At 71.3% G+C, this 19,002-nt stretch carries 18 protein-coding genes and 1 rRNA gene; 15 read left to right on the plus strand and 4 right to left on the minus strand.

Annotation, left to right across the window (positions count from 1 at the left end; translation table 11 throughout):
* The first annotated feature begins 129 nt into the window (after positions 1-129).
* The 10 genes from rrf (at position 130) to AC0665_RS00050 (ending at position 7,994) form a co-directional block, all read left to right on the plus strand.
* A 5S ribosomal RNA gene (gene rrf / locus AC0665_RS00005) occupies positions 130-246 on the plus strand.
* A 62-nt stretch (positions 247-308) separates the two neighbouring features.
* Positions 309-953, plus strand: coding sequence for an HAD family hydrolase (locus tag AC0665_RS00010; RefSeq protein WP_468635180.1), 645 nt, complete (start codon positions 309-311; stop codon positions 951-953).
* 68 nt (positions 954-1,021) lie between these two features.
* The gene (locus AC0665_RS00015; RefSeq protein WP_478704133.1) at positions 1,022-1,738 is read left to right on the plus strand and encodes a VC0807 family protein; all 717 of its coding nucleotides are present in this window, start codon (positions 1,022-1,024) and stop codon (positions 1,736-1,738) included.
* 66 nt (positions 1,739-1,804) lie between these two features.
* Positions 1,805-3,025: an MFS transporter gene (locus tag AC0665_RS00020; protein ID WP_478611325.1), complete on the plus strand. Its 1,221-nt coding sequence runs from the start codon at positions 1,805-1,807 to the stop codon at positions 3,023-3,025.
* On the plus strand, positions 2,976-4,148 hold the full coding sequence (locus tag AC0665_RS00025; RefSeq protein WP_478704134.1) for an acetoin utilization protein AcuC: 1,173 nt from the start codon (positions 2,976-2,978) through the stop codon (positions 4,146-4,148). The genes AC0665_RS00020 and AC0665_RS00025 overlap by 50 nt, the downstream gene beginning before the upstream one ends.
* Positions 4,149-4,249: 101 nt before the next feature.
* Complete coding sequence (locus tag AC0665_RS00030) at positions 4,250-5,065, plus strand: phosphatase (protein ID WP_478704135.1); 816 nt, start codon at positions 4,250-4,252, stop codon at positions 5,063-5,065.
* Positions 5,066-5,194: 129 nt separating this feature from the next.
* The gene (locus tag AC0665_RS00035; RefSeq protein WP_004984898.1) at positions 5,195-5,407 is read left to right on the plus strand and encodes a helix-turn-helix domain-containing protein; all 213 of its coding nucleotides are present in this window, start codon (positions 5,195-5,197) and stop codon (positions 5,405-5,407) included.
* A 156-nt stretch (positions 5,408-5,563) separates the two neighbouring features.
* Entirely contained in the window at positions 5,564-5,662 is a 99-nt protein-coding gene (locus AC0665_RS00040; protein ID WP_003948845.1) for a 30S ribosomal protein bS22, read from the plus strand.
* A gap of 200 nt (positions 5,663-5,862) precedes the next feature.
* Positions 5,863-6,924, plus strand: a complete 1,062-nt coding sequence (locus AC0665_RS00045) for an NAD-dependent epimerase/dehydratase family protein (RefSeq protein ID WP_363122639.1) — start codon at positions 5,863-5,865, stop codon at positions 6,922-6,924.
* A gap of 14 nt (positions 6,925-6,938) precedes the next feature.
* The gene (locus AC0665_RS00050) at positions 6,939-7,994 is read left to right on the plus strand and encodes a 1-acyl-sn-glycerol-3-phosphate acyltransferase (RefSeq protein ID WP_363122640.1); all 1,056 of its coding nucleotides are present in this window, start codon (positions 6,939-6,941) and stop codon (positions 7,992-7,994) included.
* An 86-nt stretch (positions 7,995-8,080) separates the two neighbouring features.
* Here the strand turns inward: AC0665_RS00050 and AC0665_RS00055 are convergent, their stop codons facing one another.
* The 3 genes from AC0665_RS00055 to AC0665_RS00065 form a co-directional block, all read right to left on the minus strand.
* Positions 8,081-9,331, minus strand: a complete 1,251-nt coding sequence (locus tag AC0665_RS00055; RefSeq protein ID WP_478611322.1) for a DUF5667 domain-containing protein — start codon at positions 9,329-9,331, stop codon at positions 8,081-8,083.
* A gap of 236 nt (positions 9,332-9,567) precedes the next feature.
* On the minus strand, positions 9,568-10,338 hold the full coding sequence (locus AC0665_RS00060; protein WP_363122642.1) for an ECF subfamily RNA polymerase sigma factor, BldN family: 771 nt from the start codon (positions 10,336-10,338) through the stop codon (positions 9,568-9,570).
* Positions 10,339-10,687: 349 nt separating this feature from the next.
* The gene (locus AC0665_RS00065; protein WP_363122643.1) at positions 10,688-11,605 is read right to left on the minus strand and encodes an HAD family hydrolase; all 918 of its coding nucleotides are present in this window, start codon (positions 11,603-11,605) and stop codon (positions 10,688-10,690) included.
* A gap of 162 nt (positions 11,606-11,767) precedes the next feature.
* On the opposite strand from AC0665_RS00065, the gene AC0665_RS00070 reads away from it, so the two are divergent.
* From AC0665_RS00070 to AC0665_RS00090, 5 genes are all read left to right on the plus strand, one after another.
* Positions 11,768-12,046: a glutaredoxin family protein gene (locus AC0665_RS00070; protein WP_363122644.1), complete on the plus strand. Its 279-nt coding sequence runs from the start codon at positions 11,768-11,770 to the stop codon at positions 12,044-12,046.
* Positions 12,047-12,358: 312 nt separating this feature from the next.
* Complete coding sequence (locus AC0665_RS00075; RefSeq protein ID WP_363122645.1) at positions 12,359-13,123, plus strand: redox-sensing transcriptional repressor Rex; 765 nt, start codon at positions 12,359-12,361, stop codon at positions 13,121-13,123.
* Positions 13,120-14,877 (plus strand): glutamyl-tRNA reductase, encoded by a 1,758-nt coding sequence (locus AC0665_RS00080; protein ID WP_478507545.1) that lies wholly within the window; start codon positions 13,120-13,122, stop codon positions 14,875-14,877. The genes AC0665_RS00075 and AC0665_RS00080 overlap by 4 nt, the downstream gene beginning before the upstream one ends.
* On the plus strand, positions 14,874-15,869 hold the full coding sequence (gene hemC, locus AC0665_RS00085) for a hydroxymethylbilane synthase (protein WP_468414659.1): 996 nt from the start codon (positions 14,874-14,876) through the stop codon (positions 15,867-15,869). Before AC0665_RS00080 ends, hemC begins: the two co-directional genes overlap by 4 nt.
* A complete protein-coding gene (locus AC0665_RS00090) occupies positions 15,866-17,572 on the plus strand; it encodes a bifunctional uroporphyrinogen-III C-methyltransferase/uroporphyrinogen-III synthase (protein ID WP_363122648.1) in 1,707 nt (568 codons plus the stop codon). The genes hemC and AC0665_RS00090 overlap by 4 nt, the downstream gene beginning before the upstream one ends.
* 24 nt (positions 17,573-17,596) lie before the next feature.
* On the opposite strand, the gene AC0665_RS00095 is transcribed toward AC0665_RS00090, so the two are convergent.
* The gene (locus tag AC0665_RS00095; RefSeq protein ID WP_478704136.1) at positions 17,597-18,985 is read right to left on the minus strand and encodes an FAD-binding oxidoreductase; all 1,389 of its coding nucleotides are present in this window, start codon (positions 18,983-18,985) and stop codon (positions 17,597-17,599) included.
* Between the last annotated feature and the right edge of the window lie 17 nt (positions 18,986-19,002).

Below are 19,002 nucleotides of genomic sequence, written 5' to 3' on the forward strand. Positions count from 1 at the left end.
AACGTGTGGAGTTGACCGGTACTAATAGGCCGAGGGCTTGTCCTCAGTTGCTCGCGTCCACTGTGTTGGTTCTGAAACCACGAACAGCCCCACGTGCCACACGTGGTGCGGCTGACAGTTTCATAGTGTTTCGGTGGTTATAGCGTAGGGGAAACGCCCGGTTACATTCCGAACCCGGAAGCTAAGCCTTACAGCGCCGATGGTACTGCAGGGGGGACCCTGTGGGAGAGTAGGACGCCGCCGAACAATTTTTATAGAAAGCCCCCGCATCTTCGGATGCGGGGGCTTTCTGCGTTTAGGCTCCAGGTATGCGCTATGACCTGGTGATCTTCGACAATGACGGTGTTCTCGTCGACAGTGAGCCCATTTCCAACCGGTTGCTCGCCGCCTATCTCACCGAGCTCGGGCACCCCACCTCGTACGAGGAGTCCATCCGGGACTACATGGGATCGGCGATGCACCGGATTCACGAGCTGGTGTACGAGCGGACAGGGCAGCGGCTCCCGGACCGTTTCGACGATGTCTTCCACGCGCGGGTGTTCGCCGCGTTCGAGCAGGAGCTGGTGGCCGTGGCCGGGGCCTGCGACGTCCTGGAGAAGCTGGCCGCCGACGGAGTGCCGTACTGCGTGGCCTCCTCCGGGAGTCATGAGCGGATCCGGGTGGGGCATCGGACGACGGGGCTCGACCGCTGGTTCGACGACGACCGCATCTTCAGCTCGCAGGACGTGGGGCGGGGCAAGCCGGCCCCCGACCTGTTCCTGTACGCGGCGGAGCACATGGGTGTGGCGCCCGAACGGTGTGTCGTCGTGGAGGACAGTCCGCTGGGAGTGCGGGCGGCCGTCGCTGCCGGGATGGACGTGTACGGGTTCACGGGGATGACGCCCGCCGAGAAGCTCGCGGGGGCGACTCAACTCTTTTCGCACATGGCGGAGTTGACCGACCTGCTCGTCTGACAATTGTCATGCGGAGGTCCGGACGATCGTGCCTACTGACGCCGGTCGCCGAACGGCACGCTGAGAGCATGACGACGAAGACCAGGACCACGCGAACGGGCCGGCGGACGGGCAGGCCGAACCACTTCCTGCCGTTGATCCCGGACGTGGCCGTCCCCATGGGCTCGTACTACCTCCTCAAGGACGGCTTCGGGGCGAGCACCTTCGCCGCCCTCGCCTGGAGCAGCGTCGTCCCCGCTCTGCGGACCGGGTGGGGCGCGGTGAGGGAGCGGAAGGTCAACGGGATCGCCGGGCTCGTCCTCGTCGTGAACGTCGTCTCGCTGATGCTCGGCTTCGTCTCCGGTGATCCGCGGCTGATGCTCGCCAAGGACAGCGGCGTCAGCAGCATCGTGGGTGTCGGGATCCTGGTGTCCGTCGTGCTGGGGCGGCCGATGATGACCGCGGCGCTCAAGCCGTTCCTGGTCAAGGACGCGGCCAGGGAGGCCGCCTGGGGGCGGCTGATGGACGGGACCGCGGTGGCGTCGGCGGACTTCCGGCGCAAGGAACGGGTCTTCTCGGCCGTGTGGGGAGGCGTGCTCCTCGCGGAGTGCCTCGTGCGGATCGTGGGGGCGTTCACGGTGCCGGTGGACACCATGGTGTGGCTCGGATCGGTCGTTCTCCTCGGGGCCGTGGGGGCCGGGATCGTACTCGGCGGTGCGTTCGGCGCCGGGCCCATGGAGCGGATGCTCACGGCCGAGGCCGCCGGCAGCGAGGTCAGGCAGGCCGAGCCGGCCCTGGCCGCGTGAAGCTGAGGAAAACTCATCTTCGGCTGGATCTACCCACGGGTAAGCCGGGGCCCTACGCTCGCCGCCATGACTGATGTGCTGCGGCGCGGCAGGGCCTCGCTGGCGTTCAGCTTCTTGGTGCAGGGGGTCGCCTTCGCTCTGCTCGTGACGAGGATCCCGGCCATCCAGGACCGGTACGGGGTCTCCGACGCGCTGCTGCCCGCGTTCCTGGCCGCGGTGCCGATCCTCGCCGGGGTCGGGAGCGTGACCACCGAGCGGCTGGTGAAGCGGGTACGGCCGAGCCGGCTGCTGCGCTGGTCCCAGCCCGTCGTGCTGCTGGCGCTGCTCGGTGTGGGGGCCGGGGAGCGGATGGTGGAGCTCGGGGTCGCGCTCGCGGCGTTCGGGCTCGCGGTCGGGGTGCTCGACGCGTCGATGAACATGCTCGGGGTGAGCCTCCAGCGGTCCTACGGGCGCAGCATCATGCTCAGTTTCCACGCGGCGTACAGCCTGGGCGGGATCGTCGGGGCGTCGCTGGCGTGGGTGGGGGCGCACTGGCACCTGGCGTTGTGGGTGTCGTATCTGCCGGTCGTGCTGGTGCTGCTGCCGGCCGTGCTGGTGGGGAGCCGGTGGTACGTGGACGACCGGGGTGCGGCGGCCGCGGTGGGGGAGGAGAAGGGCGGGGAGGGGCGGACGGTCGTCTTCGCCTTGTTGCTGCCGTTGTGCCTGGTGATGACGGTCGCGTACATCGGGGACTCGACGGTCTCCAACTGGAGCGCGAAGTATCTGCAGGACGTGCTGGGCAGCTCCGAGCAGCTGGCGACGGTGCCCTACAACGTGTACATGATCACCACGCTGCTGGGGCGGGCGATCGGGGACCTCGGGGTGCGGCGGTTCGGGGCGGTCGCCGTGGTGCGGGGCGGTGCGCTGGTGGCGGCGGGCGGGTTCGCCGTGGTGGCGGCGGCGCCCGGGGCATGGGTCGGGATGCTGGGCTTCACGCTGCTGGGGCTGGGGTTGTGCGTGCTGGTGCCGCAGACGTTCGCGGCGGCCGGCAGGCTGTTCCCGGGGGCGTCCGACGCGGCCGTGGCCCGGTTGAACGTCTTCAACTACGTGGGGTTCCTGATCGGTTCGCCGTTGGTGGGTGCGCTCGGGGATCTGTGGAGCTATCGCGGGGCCATGCTGGTGCCGATGGTGTTGGTGCTGGTGACACTGGTGTACGCCCGGTCGTTCGCGCCTCAACCGGACCGATACGGTGGCGGGCATGAGCGGCCGCGCACAGCTGATGTGGGACGAGGCAGTAACGGGCTATGACTTCGGTCCGGGGCATCCGATGGACCCCGTCCGGCTGGCCCTGACCCGGAGGCTGGTCGATGCCTTCGGGCTGGACCGCGAGGTGGAGGTCGTCGCGGCGAAGGCGGCCGGGGAGTCGACGCTGCGGCTCGTCCACCGGGAGGACTACATCGGGGCGGTGAAGGCCGCGTCGGTGGACCCGGCGTCGGCGGACCAGTCGTACGGGCTGGGGACGATGGACGACCCGGCGTTCGCCGGGATGCACGAGGTGTCGTCGCTGATCGCCGGGCAGTCGGTGGGGGCGGCGGAGGCCGTGTGGCGCGGTGAGGCGCTGCACGCGGTGAACTTCGCGGGCGGGCTGCACCACGCGATGCCCGGCGGGGCGTCGGGCTTCTGCATCTACAACGACGCCTCGCTGGCCATCGCGCGGCTGCTGGAGCTCGGGGCGGAGCGGGTCGCGTACGTCGACGTCGACGTGCATCACGGGGACGGGGTGCAGGCGGCGTTCTGGGAGGACCCGCGGGTGCTGACGATCTCCCTGCACGAGCATCCGCGGACGCTGTTCCCGCAGACCGGGTGGCCGGAGGAGACCGGGGCGGACTCCGCGGAGGGCTCGGCGGTGAACGTGGCGCTGCCGGCCGGGACCGGGGACGCGGGGTGGCTGCGGGCGTTCCACGCGGTGGTGCCGGAGCTGATCGCGGACTTCAGGCCGCAGGTGCTGGTGACGCAGCACGGCGCCGACACGCATTTCGAGGATCCGCTGGCGCACCTGGCGGTGTCGTTGGACGCGCAGCGGGCGGTGCAGGTGGCCTGTCACGACCTGGCGCACGCGTATGCGGACGGGCGGTGGGTGGCCCTGGGCGGAGGCGGTTACGCGGTGGTCGAGGTCGTCCCGCGTTCGTGGACGCATCTGGTCGCGATCGCGGCCGGGCGGGCCGTGGAGCCCGAGGCGGTGATCCCCGAGGGCTGGCGGCAGGAAGTGTTCGCGAGGACGCGGCAGTTGGCCCCGGCCCGGATGACGGACGGGCGCTGGCCCGTGTCCTGGAGCGGCTGGGAGGAGGGTTACGACCCGGCGGACCGGCTGGACCAGGCGGTGCTGGCGGCCCGGCGGGCGGTGTTCCCGCTGCGGGGGCTGCTGGCGTGAGGGGGTGATCCCTTCCCGGGCGCGCTGCCGTGCGTAGGCCGACCGTGCGGTGTTCGCCGGTTCCCGGGACAGCCGCGGTGCCGGTCGCGCACGATCTCCCTGTGCTGACCACCGAAGCCCTGCGTGCTCATCTGGTGGGCGCGCGGCTCGCCGGGACCGTGGCGACCTCGCGTGAGGCCAGCCTGCGCAGTTACCGGCTCTTCGCCGCCCGGGACCCCAGGGTGCTGATCGGCATCGATCCCGAAGGGGCCTGGCCGCAGCGGGAGTTGATCGAGCTGATGGCGGACCGGTGTGGTGTTTCGGCCGATTCCCGGCAGGTTTCCGGCCAGGACGTGATCGATCCGGAGCGGACCCTGGCGGCGCTGGACGCCTTCGCGGAACGCCTCGCCGAGGCCGCCCGGCGCCGCGCCCCGGTGCTTCTCGGCACCGGGCACCCGCACCGGCTGCTCGGTTTCTACGGCGCTCTGGCAGACGCCCTGTCGGCGGCGGGATGTGTCGTTCTCACCCCCGCGCAGGGTCGCCGTGTCGACATAACGACCCGGTTCGGTCTACGTACGCACGTCCTCGACTACGTACGAGGAGTCGCGCTGGTGCGGACCCCGGGGACGGAACGCCCCGGTTGTGAGCCCGGCGCACATACGCACTCACCTCTCCCGGTTCGTACCGTACTGGCCGCTTGTGCGGAGGCCGGCGGGCCCCTTCCCGAGCTGGTGATCGGGGACCACGGCTGGGTCTGCGGGGCAGGTCAGCTGGGGTTCGAGGCCATCGGGCCGGCCGATACGGACGACCCGGCGCTGTTCGTGGGCCAGGCCGAGGGGTCCGTGTCCGTCGTCGTTCCACTTGATGACGGCGTGCGGTCCGATTACTACCTGCCGCTTACCCGCTACGTACTCAATCGGGCGTGTCTGTCACAGTAGGCCGCCGATGGGTGCACCTCTTCCCCACTCGCATCACTGGCCCCTACATTGGGGAGTGAGCACGCAACGACGAAGAGTCACCGGAAGGGGAAGCCGGTGGCCGTCGAGTGCGGAAGGTTCAGGTGTGTCATGGCTGCAGCTGGCGAGAGGCCTCTGAACGAGGTTCAGTTCCTTACCGTGGCGGAAGTCGCCTCGGTGATGCGAGTGTCGAAGATGACCGTGTACCGGCTGGTGCACAGTGGTCATCTGCCCGCGATCCGTGTGGGGCGGTCCTTCCGCGTCCCGGAGCAAGCGGTTCACGAGTACCTCCGCGAGAGTTACGTGGGGGTGGAAACCGCCTGACGGCAAGGGCCGGGGCGATCCTCACAGGGCACTTCGGGATCTCCCCGGCCCCCTCGATTACGACCTCAGCGCTCGGACGGGTAGGCTGACCCCTCGTAGGTCGTATGGGCCCATGGCGCCCAAACACCGAGTGATGAGAAGTGAGCGAGGGTAGTCGTGGGCTCTGTTATCAAGAAGCGGCGCAAGCGGATGGCGAAGAAGAAGCACCGCAAGCTGCTCAAGCGCACGCGCGTTCAGCGTCGCAACAAGAAGTAAGTTCGCGACGCGGACACCGCGAGAGCGTTGCTGTGGCCCCCCACCACCGGTGGGGGGCCACACGCGTATCCGCTCCCGCGTCCGGCCGGCTTCGGTCACTTCGCGCATCGGGCGGTCATCACAGCGCAACGACGAACCGCTAAGTTGGCCCCACGGGGGAACGCGGCGGAACAAGAGGTTCTGGAAGGAAGGCGCTGATCTTGGGCAAGGTCGTGCTCGTGACCGGAGTGGCCCGCCAGCTGGGGGGCCGGTTCGTCCGACGCATCCAGCGGGACCCCGAGGTGGAGCGGGTCATCGCCGTGGACGCGGTGCCGCCCGAGCACCATCTGGGCGGTGCGGACTTCGTCCAGGCCGACATCCGCCAGCCCGGTATCGCGCGGGTGCTCGCCGAGACGGGCGCCGACACGATCGTCCACCTGGACGTGACGGGCACCCCGCTCGGCAGCGGCAGCCGCGCGTCCCTGAAGGAGAACAACGTCATCGGCACCATGCAGCTGCTCGGTGCCTGCCAGAAGTCCCCGGCCGTGCAGCGGCTGGTCGTGAAGTCCAGCACCAACGTCTACGGGTCCGCGCCGCGCGATCCGGCCGTCTTCACCGAGACGACCCCGCCCAAGTCCCTGCCCAGCGGCGGCTTCGCCAAGGACACCGTCGAGGTCGAGGGCTATGTCCGCGGCTTCGCGCGCCGCCGGCCCGATGTGGCCGTGTGCGTGCTGCGGTTCGCCAACATCCTCGGCCCGACCGCGGACACACCGCTCGCCTCGTACTTCGCGCTGCCGGTCCTGCCCACCGTGTTCGGCTACGACCCGCGGCTGCAGTTCGTGCACGAGGACGACGTGATCGAGGTGCTGCGGATCGGCTCGCACGAACCCCGTCGGGGCACCCTCAACAGCGGCACCTTCAACATCGCCGGCGACGGCGTGCTGCTGCTCTCCCAGTGCTCCCGGCGCCTCGGCCGCCCCACCGTGCCTCTGCTGCTGCCCGCCGTCACCTGGGCGGGCTCGCTGGTGCGTACGCTGGGGATGACGGATTTCTCGCCCGAGCAGATCCGGCTGCTCACGCACGGCCGGGTGGTGGCCACGGGCCAGATGCGCGAGACGCTGGGATTCCAGCCCAAGTACACGACCGCGGAGACGTTCGCGGACTTCGCCCGCAGTCAGGGTCCCGGACTTCTTCCGCCCGAGGCCCTCGCGAGGGCCGTCGACCGGCTCGCCGACCTGCCTCTGGCGGGCGGCGGACACTCCCCGACGCAGAGCGCCAACTGAGGAGCGCATCAACGATGGCGGACGCCAAGGTCATTCCGTTCGACGACGACCGGTCCCGCGGGAGCGCGGCGCAGCGCCCCCAGCGGCGCCGGAGCGCCGGGAACCGCCGCCCGGGCGCGGAGTCCGTGCCGGTCCGTGAGGTGCAGCCCCTGCCCACCCGGGCCGAGCCGCAGGACGATGTTCCCGTGACTTCCGAGGAACAGCCGCCGGAGCCCTCCCGGGACGGCGAGGGCGGGCTGGAACGGCGGATCGCGGGCGGCCTGGCCTTCCTGCGCCGCCGCCTCACCGGTGACTACGAGGTCGACGACTTCGGTTACGACGAGGAGCTCACCGACCAGGTCCTGATGTCCCTGCTGCGCCCGCTGTACGAGACGTACTTCCGGGTCGAGGTGAAGGGCGTCGAGAACATCCCGTCCGAGGGCGGCGCCCTGATCGTCGCCAACCATTCCGGCACGCTGCCGATGGACGGGCTGATGATGCAGGTCGCCGTGCACGACAACCACCCGGCGGGCCGGCATCTGCGGCTGCTCGCCGCGGACCTGGTGTTCATGCTGCCGGTGGTCAACGAGCTGGCCCGCAAGCTCGGTCACACCCTGGCGTGCGCCGAGGACGCGTCCCGGCTGCTGGAGCAGGGCGAGCTGGTCGGGGTGATGCCGGAGGGCTTCAAGGGGCTCGGCAAGCCCTTCGCGGACCGCTACAAGCTCCAGCGCTTCGGCCGGGGCGGGTTCGTCTCGACCGCCCTGCGCGCCGGGGCGCCGATCATTCCCTGCTCGATCGTCGGGGCGGAGGAGATCTACCCGATGATCGGCAACGCCAAGACGGTCGCGCGGCTGCTGGGCTTCCCGTACTTCCCGATCACGCCCACGTTCCCGTGGCTCGGGCCGCTCGGGGCGATCCCGCTGCCCACCAAGTGGACGATCCAGTTCGGCGAGCCGATCCCCACGGACGGCTACCCGCCGGAGGCGGCCGAGGACCCAATGCTGATGTTCAACCTGACCGACCAGGTCAGGGAGCAGATCCAGCACACGCTCTACAAGTTGTTGGTGCAGCGGCGGTCGGTGTTCTTCTGAGGTCGGTGTTCTTCTGACCCTGTCCGCGTACGGCTGTGGGGGCGCCCCTTGAACCAGGGGCGCCCCCACCACTGCGTCGCCGTCGTCTAGTCCGCGTCCTCGCTGTCGATGCCCAGACCGGGCAGCAGGCCGGGCAGGAGCGGCGGGAGGGTCACGTCGGGCTCGGGGACCGGCGTGTCGCTCTCCGCCGACGGGGAGGTGCTCGCCTCGCCGCCCTTGTCCTTCGGAGGGTCGAGCAGGCCGCCGGTGTTGCCGCCCAGCAGGCCGTCGCTGTCGCTGCCGGAGCCGGCCGAGCGGCTGGGGCTGCCACTGCCGGTGCTGCCCTCGTCGCTGCGCCTGTCGCCGCCGTCGCTGGGGCGGGTCGAGCGGTCGGTGCCGGAGGAGCCGCTGGGGGCCGACTCGGAGGCGCCCCGCCGCTTGCCGTCGCCGCCGCCCGTGGCCGGAGGCTCGGGGAGCAGCGACTGCAACGGGGCGACGTCCTCGTCTATGGCGTCGAACACGGACGACACCTGCTCGCTGACGTCTCCGAGCTGGACGGGCAGTCGCTCGCGCAGTTCGCCCCAGGCCTGGCGGTGGGAGCGGGAGAACGCGGACAGGGCCTGGATCGGGCCCAGTGAGTCCGGGTCGTGCTCGTACGCCTCGCTCAGCAGCCGATGGCCCTCGGACGCGTCGTGCCGCATGCCGGACAGGGCGCGGCGGATCTCGCCGAGGGACTCGTGGTCCAGGGGGCCGCTACGGCCGCGCTCCATCAGGCGCCTGGCTTCGCTGAGCCGGGTGGAGGCGTGGTCGAGGTAGACCCGGCCCCGCTCGTCCGCCCCGTCGGCCAGGCCGAGCTTGACGTCCTCGATGCCGCGCTTGAGGCCGTAGAGCGAGTCGCCGGGCAGGGCGTCCGAGCTGGCGGCGGAGACTCCGCCGAAGGCGCTCGCGGCCACGCCGACACTGAGCCCGCCCGCGGTGAGGCCCTTGGCGAGCCGGGAACGCGGCCGGAACTTCTTCAGCGAACTCGCGCGGTGAGCGCCACGGGCCCGGGAGCGCTGCTCGGGGACCGCGCCGTCCGTCGCCCCGCCGCCCGCGGTGCCCTCCTGGAGCATGGCCTCGAAAGCGGCCACCAGCTGGGCCCGCTGGACGACCTTGACCTCCGGGTCGAGCTCCGGCTTGGGCAACGCGTCGAGGCCCGAGGCGAGCGCCAGATGGCGGGCGTGTTCGCTCGGTTCCGCGACTGCCGGGGCCGGTGCCGATCCTTCTGGCTGCTCGGCCGCCGTGCCCTGCTCGGACTGCTCCTCCAGGGCCTGGGCGAAGGCGTTCGCCCGCCGGTGCGCCGATACGTTCGCGATCACTGGCGGCACCTCCTCTCGTCATGACGGTCGACTCCCCAGGGGGTCCTGAGGGTTGCACACCCTGACCACGACCACACGATCGAGTGACCGGTGTCGGCCAGGGGGTGACCACAGGGAGCCTGCATCCCGCACAACGAGCGGCGCGGCACTTGGGTTACGGACGACGGCTCATTGGATGCCGAAGTCAACGGACTTTCACGGACCGTGAGTTGGATGTCGCCGAGCGTGTGGGCCGGTCAGCGGGCGTCTTCCGGCAGGAGCCGGGCGAGGGTGCGGACGGCCCGGTACTGGAGGGTCTTGATGGCGCCCTCGTTCTTGCCCATCACCCGGGCGGTCTCGGCCACGGAGAGGCCCTGGAGGAAGCGGAGCGTCACACACTCCTGCTGCTGGGGGTTGAGCCGCCGTACGGCGTCGAGCAGGGCGGCGTTGGAGAGGGACTCCAGGACGGAGTCCTCGGGGGAGCGCTCGACCTCGTTGGCGTCGAGCATCTCGCCGGTGGTGACCTCCAGCCGGAAGCGGCTGGACTTGAAGTGGTCCGCGACGAGGTTGCGGGCGATGGTCACGAGCCAGGCGCCGAAGTCACGGCCCTGCCAGGTGAAGGTGCCGATGCGGCGCAGGGCACGCAGAAAGGTCTCGCTGGTGAGGTCCTCGGCGGTCGCCTTTCCTCCGACCCGGTAGTAGATGTACCGGTAGACGGTGTCGCTGTACTGGTCGTAGAGACGGCCGAAGGCGTCGGACTCGCCCGCCTGGGCGCGCTCCACGAGATCCATCATCCTGGCGCTGTCGCTGTCAGCGGCAGGCCGTCGTACGGTGGCCGCGCCGGACGGGCGCCCTCGTCTGCCGACCGCGGCGCTGCCTTCGGCCAGGGCGTAGCAAGGGCCTACGGGCGCGGCGGTGGCGAATGCGGGGACGGCGTACGCGGTGGGGACGAAGCCGCGCAACAGGTCTTGGACCGTTGCGCGCAGCGTAGCCAGGCCCGAGGCGTCAACCCCGACGTGTGGGTACACGGGACTCCCAGAGGCAGAGCTTCCATCACGTGCAGTGCGGGACCTTTCACCCGTCGTAGCGACGGAGGGGTACCGGTTTGCGTCTGAGGAGAATAACGCTTCGTGCAGGCGCTGCTACACCGAGTTGCTCAAATCATCGGTTACGTCGCTTCCGTAACCGATTGACGCCGCATCAAGTGCCGGACTGTGAACGTTTGTTGATCAGAAAGCTTCGGATCACGGCTGAGTCCGGGGCGTGTTGTGGCCGTGTGCAGCCAAGAGGACTGGACACGAGGTTGTGGGGGTACGCCAGTTGGATTTACGCGGATTGTCAGGCCGCAAACATCCGTGTCCCGGTTTGATCAGGTGGTCAGCGGCGGCGGCGGTGCAGGGCGATGGCGGCCGCCGTGCCGCCGGCGACCGCGCCGACCCCGGCCGCGGCCGGGATGCCGACCTTGGCCGCCTTGCGGCCCGTGCGGTAGTCGCGCAGGCGCCAGTCCAGCTTGCGGGCGTGCTTGCGCAGCTTGCTGTCCGGGTTGATGGCGTAGGGGTGGCCGACCAGCGACAGCATCGGGATGTCGTTGTGCGAGTCGCTGTAGGCGGCGCAGCGGCCGAGGTCCAGGCCCTCGGCGGCGGCCAGGGCGCGGACCGCCTCGGCCTTCGCCGGGCCGTGCAGTGGTTCGCCGACCAGCTTGCCGGTGTAGACGCCGTCGACGGACTCGGCGACCGTGCCGAGGGCGCCGGTCAGGCCGAGGCGGCGGGCGATGACGGTGGCGATCTCGACGGGGGCGGCCGTCACCAGCCACACCTTCTGGCCGGCGTCCAGGTGGGCCTGGGCGAGGGCCCGGGTGCCCGGCCAGATGCGCTCGGCCATGTACTCGTCGTAGATCTCCTCGCCGATCGACTGGAGTTCGGCGACGCGGTGGCCCTTGACGATGGACAGGGCCGAGTCGCGGGCCTCCTGCATGTGCTCGGGGTCCTCGACCCCGGCGAGGCGGAACCACGCCTGCTGCCAGGCGAACCTGGCCAGCTCGCGCGTCTCGAAGAACTTCCGCTTGTACAGGCCACGCCCGAAGTGGAAGAGGGCGGCGCCCTGCATGACGGTGTTGTCCAGGTCGAAGAAGGCGGCGGCCTGGTCGTCGCCGTGCACCGGGAACTGCGGTTCCTCGGTCGAGCCGGCGACCTCCTGTGAGGACTTGCGTGCTGCCTCCGCCGAGGCCTCGCCTGCCAAAACGCTCCGCGCCGTGGCGGAGCGCCTACGGGGAGTGAGCCATCCGAGAGCGGCCATGGCGTGAGCATAGCCATTTTGTTCGGGGGTTCCGGAGCCGAGAGGTTGGGACTGTGTGAACTCTCGGCAAGCGTGGCGCCAAAGACGCCGTGCGGGACGGGCGCGCCCTGCGCGCCGCCCGGCGCTTTCCCGGGGATCCCCCCGGTCCGCGGGCGCGCGACAATGGCGGACATGAGTCCCCTCTTGCGTCGCAGGCCCCCTCGGGACCGGCTCGTCACCCTGATCCGCAAGCCCGGCTGTCATCTGTGTGATGACGCACAGGTCGTTGTGGAGAAGGTGTGCGGTGATCTCGGAGTCCCCTGGGAGCAGAAGGACATCACCGAGGATCGTGAACTGCACGACCAGTACTGGGAGCAGATCCCGGTCGTGCTGGTGGACGGCAGGCAGCACACGTTCTGGCGCGTGAACGAGGACCGCCTGCGCAAGGCGTTGACCGACTGATCCCGCCGGCCGGCGACTGACCGATCAGTCCAAAGCGGCCTTCGGGTCGCTTAGGATCGATGGTGACTTGGTCTCGGGGGCGGGATTCACTGAGGAGAGTGTGCGGTTTTGCCCCCGAAAGACAAGGAACGGTGGTGCGTATGCACCGGTTCCCTGCGCGTGCGCCGGGGGCGCGTGACCCCGGTCACGTTGGCCGGGCAAATCGGACACCATCTTTGTGCACGCGTTCACAAAGACATAGCCTGCATTCGACGGGGCGGTCATGTAGGGACGTATGACCGCCTACAGCCCCGCTCTACCCGCAGGAGCACCGTGGCAACTGGCCGAACTCACCGACCGGCGACCCGCAGCCGAGGGATTCCCGAGGCCACCGTCGCCCGGCTTCCGCTGTACCTCCGCGCTCTGACCGCGTTGTCGGAGCGCTCGGTTCCCACGGTCTCCTCCGAGGAGCTCGCGGCCGCGGCGGGAGTCAACTCCGCGAAGCTGCGCAAGGACTTCTCCTACCTCGGGTCCTACGGGACCAGGGGTGTCGGCTACGACGTCGAGTATCTCGTGTACCAGATCTCCCGCGAACTGGGGCTCACCCAGGACTGGCCGGTCGTGATCGTCGGTATCGGAAACCTCGGCGCCGCCCTCGCCAACTACGGCGGTTTCGCCTCCCGCGGCTTCCGGGTCGCCGCGCTGATCGACGCCGACCCGGCCATGGCCGGCAAGCCCGTCGCCGGCATCCCCGTGCAGCACTCCGACGACCTGGAGAAGATCATCCAGGACAACGGCGTGTCGATCGGTGTCATCGCCACCCCCGCCGGTGCCGCCCAGGCGGTCTGCGACCGGCTCGTGGCCGCCGGTGTCACCTCCATCCTGAACTTCGCGCCGACCGTGCTGTCCGTGCCGGACGGCGTCGACGTGCGCAAGGTCGACCTCTCCATCGAGCTGCAGATCCTCGCCTTCCACGAGCAGCGCAAGGCCGGCGAGGAGGCCGCCGCCTCCGACGGGGGCGTCCCGGCCGCCGCCGCGCGCAGCGAGTCCGCCGACCAGGGACCCGACGGGGACATGCCCGCCGTGATGCCGGCATGAGTCTCCTCGTCGTCGGACTGAGCCACCGCAGCGCCCCGGTCAGCGTGCTGGAGCGCGCCGCGCTGAGCACGGACGCGCAGGTCAAGCTGGTCCAGGACACGGTCGCCGCCGAACCGGCCGCCGAGGCCGCGGTGCTCGCCACCTGCAACCGCATCGAGCTCTACGCCGACGTGGACAAGTTCCACGCCGGTGTCGCCGAGCTGTCCACGCTGCTCGCCCAGCACAGCGGCGTCGGCCTGGAGGAGCTCACTCCTTATCTCTATGTGCACTACGAGGACCGGGCCGTCCACCACCTGTTCTCGGTGGCCTGCGGGCTGGACTCGATGGTCGTCGGCGAGGGCCAGATCCTCGGCCAGATCAAGGACTCCCTGGCCCGGGCGCAGGAGCTGCACTCCGCCGGACGCCTGCTGAACGACCTGTTCCAGCAGGCCCTGCGGGTCGGCAAGCGCGCCCACTCCGAGACCGGCATCGACCGCGCCGGCCAGTCCCTGGTCACCTTCGGCCTGGAGCAGCTGGCCCGGGGCGGCGACGTACAGCGGTGGGCACGGGGCAAGAAGGCCGTGGTCATCGGGGCCGGGTCGATGTCCTCCCTGGCCGCGGCCACGCTCGCGCGGGCCGGTGTCGCCGAGATCGTCGTCGCCAACCGCACCTTCGACCGCGCCGAGCGTCTCGCCCAGATCCTCATGGAGGGCGACGACACGGACGTGGCGGCCCGCGCGGTACCGATGGAGTCGGTGCCGGCCGAGCTGACACGTGCCGACGTCGCCGTCTCCTGCACCGGCGCGACGGGCCTGGTCCTGACGGCCGAGTCGGTCGCCGAGGCGGTCGAGGGCCGTACGCCCGTGCCGTCGGCCGGGCCCGGAGCGCCGGGCGGCGCCTCCGGCTCCGCGACCGGTCCCGGCACGCAGCGGGGCGGTGCCCCGGGCACCGGCCTCGGCACCGAGGACGGCTGCCCGCTGGACCTGTCCGCGGTGCAGGGCACCGCCGGCTTCTCCGTGCTGGGCGAGGCCGCCGTGGCCGGCATGGCCGCCGCCGACCTGGAGCAGCACGCGGCATGGGTGGACAAAGGCACGGCGGGCGACGCCCGGCGTGCGGCCGGCCCCACCCGGCCGGGGGCGGCCGGCACACTCGACCCGGCCGCGGACACCGACGCCATCGCCGCGCTCGCCGCGACCGCCGCCACCGTCGGGCGCATCCCCGAGCGGCGCCGGCCCGAGCCGGTCGAGGAAGCGCAGCGGCCGGAGCCGGTGCTCTTCCTGCTGGACCTGGCGATGCCCCGGGACATCGACGCGGCCGCGCACCGGCTGGCCGGGGTGCGGCTGGTGGACATCGAGTCGCTGGCGGAGGCCTCCGCGGGCGCTCCGATGGCTGCCGATGTGGACCAGGTCAGGCGTATCGTCTCCGACGAGGTCGCGGCCTTCGGGGCGGCACTGCGGGCCGCGCACATCACGCCGACCGTGGTCGCCCTGCGCACCATGGCCGCGGACGTCGTGGCCGGCGAGATCGCCCGGCTGGACGGGCGACTGCCCGGCCTCGACGACAAGCACCGAGCCGAGATCACCCAGACCGTGAAGCGCGTGGTCGACAAACTGCTCCACGCGCCGACCGTGCGGGTCAAGCAACTCGCGGCCGAACCCGGCGGCGCCGGGTACGCCGACGCGCTGCGCACCCTGTTCGACCTCGACCCCGAGACGGTGGCCGCCGTCTCCCGGGCCGAGGAAAGCACCACCCAGAGAGACCGAGGCCCGGCATGACCGACAAGACGCTGAGGCTCGGCACCCGGCGCAGCAGGCTCGCCATGGCCCAGTCCGGGCAGGTGGCGGAAGCCGTGAGCCGGGTGACCGGGCGGCCCGTCGAGCTCGTCGAGATCACCACGTACGGCGACGTCTCGCGTGAGGCGCTCGCCCAGATCGGTGGCACCGGCGTGTTCGTGACCGCCCTGCGCGACGCGCTGCTCAGGGGCGAGGTCGACTTCGCGGTGCACTCGCTGAAGGACCTGCCGACCACGCAGCCCGACGAACTGGTCGTAGCCGCCGTGCCCGAGCGCGAGGACCCGCGGGACGTGATCGTCGCCCGGGACGCGCTGAAGTTCACCGACCTGCCCCCCGGGGCGCGCATCGGTACGGGCTCGCCGCGCCGCATGGCGCAGCTCAACGGGTACGCCCGCAGCCACGGCCTGGACATAGCGACGGTTCCGATCCGCGGCAACGTCGACACCCGCATCGGGTTCGTGCGCAGCGGGGAGCTCGACGCCGTCGTGCTGGCCGCCGCCGGACTGAACCGGATCGGCCGCGGTGACGAGGTGACCGACTTCCTGTCGGTCGACACGGTTTTGCCCGCCCCCGGCCAGGGGGCCCTGGCGATCGAGTGCACCGCGGGCAACGCGGACCTCATCGCCGCGCTCGGCGAGCTCGACGACCCGTTCACGCGGATCGCCGTGACGGCCGAGCGATCACTGCTCGCCGCCCTGGAAGCCGGTTGCAGTGCCCCTGTGGGCGCGCTGGCCGACCTTCCCCCACTCTCGGCTCCGCTCGAGCGAGGGGACACCCAGGCCGACGGGCAGATTGTCAAGGAAATGCGCCTGCGCGCCGTCGTCGGGACCACCGACGGCTCGCGCACGGTGCAGCAGTCCACCACCGGTCCCGTGCCCAAGACGCACGACGGGGCAATGGCGCTCGGTCGCGAACTCGCGGCCGAGATGCTCGCCCAGGGCGCGGCCGGTCTGATGGGGGAGCGAGCACAGTGAGCCCCACCGCCCTTTCCGCCGGTCCTGAACACGGGCACGTCACCTTCCTGGGTGCCGGACCCGGAGATCCGGGACTGCTGACCTTGCGCGCCGTGGAGGCGCTGGCGCACGCGGACGTTCTCGTCGCCGAGCACGAGGTGCTCGACGTCGTACGTCAGCACGCCAGGCAGGGCGTCTCCGAGGTGCACACGGACCCGGATCCTTCGCAGGACCCTGCTCCGGGCACAGGAACGCCCCAGCTGACGGTAGTTGACGGCACGTCAACCACCGCGCCCGTCCCCGCGGTGCGGGATGCCGCACATCTTGTCATGGAGGCCGCGCGGGGCGGCAGGCGGGTCGTGCGTGCCGTGTCCGGGGACCCGGGCCTCGACACGTACGCCGCCGAGGAGATGCTGGCGTGCGCCGCCGCCGGGGTGCCTTTCGAGGTCGTCCCCGGTATCGCGAGCGCCGTCGGTGTGCCCGCGTACGCCGGTGTGCCGCTGCGGGACGCGCAGGGCGCGGACGTGCGGTTCGTGGACGCGCGGACGGCGTCGGACCGGTGCTGGACGGAGGTCGGGGCGTCGGACGGCACGGTCGTCGTGTCCACGACGCTGGACTCCGTCGCCGCGGCGGCCGGCGAACTCGTCTCCGCCGGGCGCAAGCCGGACACGCCGCTGACGGTCACCGTCGCCGGCACGACCACCCGGCAGCGCACCTGGACCGCCACGCTCGGCACGATCGCGCAGACGCTGAAGCAGCTCAAGGTGCTGCCCTCGCCCGACGGCGGCCGGCCGGTGATAGCCGTGGTCGGTGAGCGTTCCGCCGCCGCCCAGCGCGACCAGCTCGCGTGGTTCGAGTCCAAGCCGCTGTTCGGCTGGAAGGTGCTCGTGCCACGGACCAAGGAGCAGGCGGCGTCGCTCTCCGACCAGCTGCGGTCGTACGGGGCCGTGCCGCACGAGGTGCCGACGATCGCCGTCGAGCCGCCGCGCACGCCCCAGCAGATGGAGCGCGCGGTCAAGGGCCTGGTGACGGGCCGCTACGAGTGGATCGCCTTCACCTCGGTGAACGCGGTCAAGGCCGTGCGGGAGAAGTTCGAGGAGTACGGGCTCGACGCCCGTGCCTTCGCGGGCATCAAGGTCGCGGCCGTCGGCGAGCAGACGGCGAAGGCGCTGATCGCGTTCGGCGTGAAGCCGGACCTGGTGCCGAGCGGTGAGCAGTCGGCCGCCGGTCTGCTGGAGGACTGGCCGCCCTACGACCCGGTGTTCGACCCGATCGACCGAGTGTTCCTGCCGCGCGCCGACATCGCCACGGAGACGCTGGTCGCCGGGCTGATCGAGCTCGGCTGGGAGGTCGACGACGTCACGGCCTACCGGACCGTGCGGGCCTCGCCGCCGCCGGCGGAGACCCGTGAGGCGATCAAGGGCGGTGGGTTCGACGCCGTTCTGTTCACGTCGTCCTCGACCGTGCGGAACCTGGTCGGCATCGCCGGCAAGCCGCACAACGTCACCGTGATCGCCTGTATCGGCCCGGCCACGGCCAAGACCGCCGAGGAGCACGGGCTCCGCGTGGACGTGATGGCTCCCGAGCCGTCCGTGCACAAGCTGGCGGAAGCCCTGGCCGACTTCGGCGCGAAGCGCCGGGCGGCGGCTCTGGAGGCCGGCGATCCGGTGACACGGCCGAGCGAGCGGCGGCCGGGGGCCCGGCGGCGGCGTTCGACGACCTGATCCCCTTCTGTTCTGTCGCTGCGGCTACGCGGGAGTCACCGCGTGGCCGTAGCGCAGCAGGTTGTCGGGGTCGTAGACGGCCTTGTCGTGACGCAGGCGGGCGTAGACCTCCGGGGTCCAGGCGCGGGCGATGTCCTGTTCGTCGCCGGGGGTGCCGTGGATGTTGACCATGGTGCGGCCGGTGCCGTACGGGGCCATGGCGGTGTAGAGGCGGCGCGTGGCCTGTTCGACGGCCTCGGCCACGGGCGGGGCGGGCATGATGCCGACCGACTCCATGAAGTACCCGGCGTCGCGGGCGCAGACGGCGTCCTCGACGGCGGACGGGCGGGCCAGTGCCCCGCCCATGTGCCGCAGTGAGGCGACCAGCAGCGGGTGGTCGGCGCCGGCCCCGGGACCGACCTGCTCCAGGAACGTGCCGAGGGCGTCGGGCGTCAGGTCGCGCAGGAGCATGCAGCACTCCCGCGCCGGAAGCGGGTCCTGGGGTTCCATGTGGATGCGGTCCATGGCCGCGCAGTCCATCTCCTCCACCGTGTCGACGGCCACGGGGGCGGCGGCGCGCAGCGGCGCGATCAGTGCCTCGCCCTCGGCCGCATCGCCCGGCCAGGCGATCGCGACCCTCGCCCAGAAGCCGCCGCGCAGGGGCTCGGGGATCTGGGGGATGGGCGGCAGGCGCAGCACCGAGAACATGCTGCACATCTCGTCCGGGACGGTGCGCGTCCAGTCCGCCCAGGCCCCCAGCAGCGTCCGCGTGTGCTCGGCGTGGCAGTGGATGCCGCCGCCGTAGAGCCGGGACAGGGGCAGCAGTTCGGTGACGAGCGAGGTGACGATGCCGACGTTGCCCTTGCCGCCGCGCAGGGCCCAGAACAGTTCGGGTTCGTGCCGGGGGTCCGCCTCGCGCAGCCGGCCGTCCGGGGTGACGACCTCGAAGGAGCGGACCAGGTCGGCGCCGTAGCCGTAGACCCGGCCGAGGACCGGGAGACCGCCGCCGAGGAGGTAGCCGACGACGCCCGCGTCGGTTGAGGTGCCGCACAGGCCGGCCAGGCCGTGCGGCGCGGCGGCGGCCATGACATGGCTCCACTTGGCGCCCGCGGCGATGGTGGCCGTGCGGGTGGCGGGGTCGACGTGGACGTCCGTCATGCGGGAGGTGTTGATCAGCAGGCCCTGCTCGATCGGGAAGTTGGCGCCGTGGCCGGTGGCCTGGACGGCGACCGGGGTGCCCGTGGCGTGCGCCCAGCGCATGGCGGTGACGACGTCGTCCGTGCCGGTGGCTCCGACCACCACGTCCGGGGTGTGCAGGGAGGCCAGGTTGAAACCGGTGACCTCGTCGGCGTAGGCGCGTTCGCCGGGGCGCAGGACCGGGCCGTGGAGCTCTGAGAGGGCGAAGAGGTCGGGGGTGTGGTGCGGGGCGGTCATCGCGTCCTCCGTGGGGC

Source organism: Streptomyces sp. NPDC043685 (assembly GCF_056436585.1).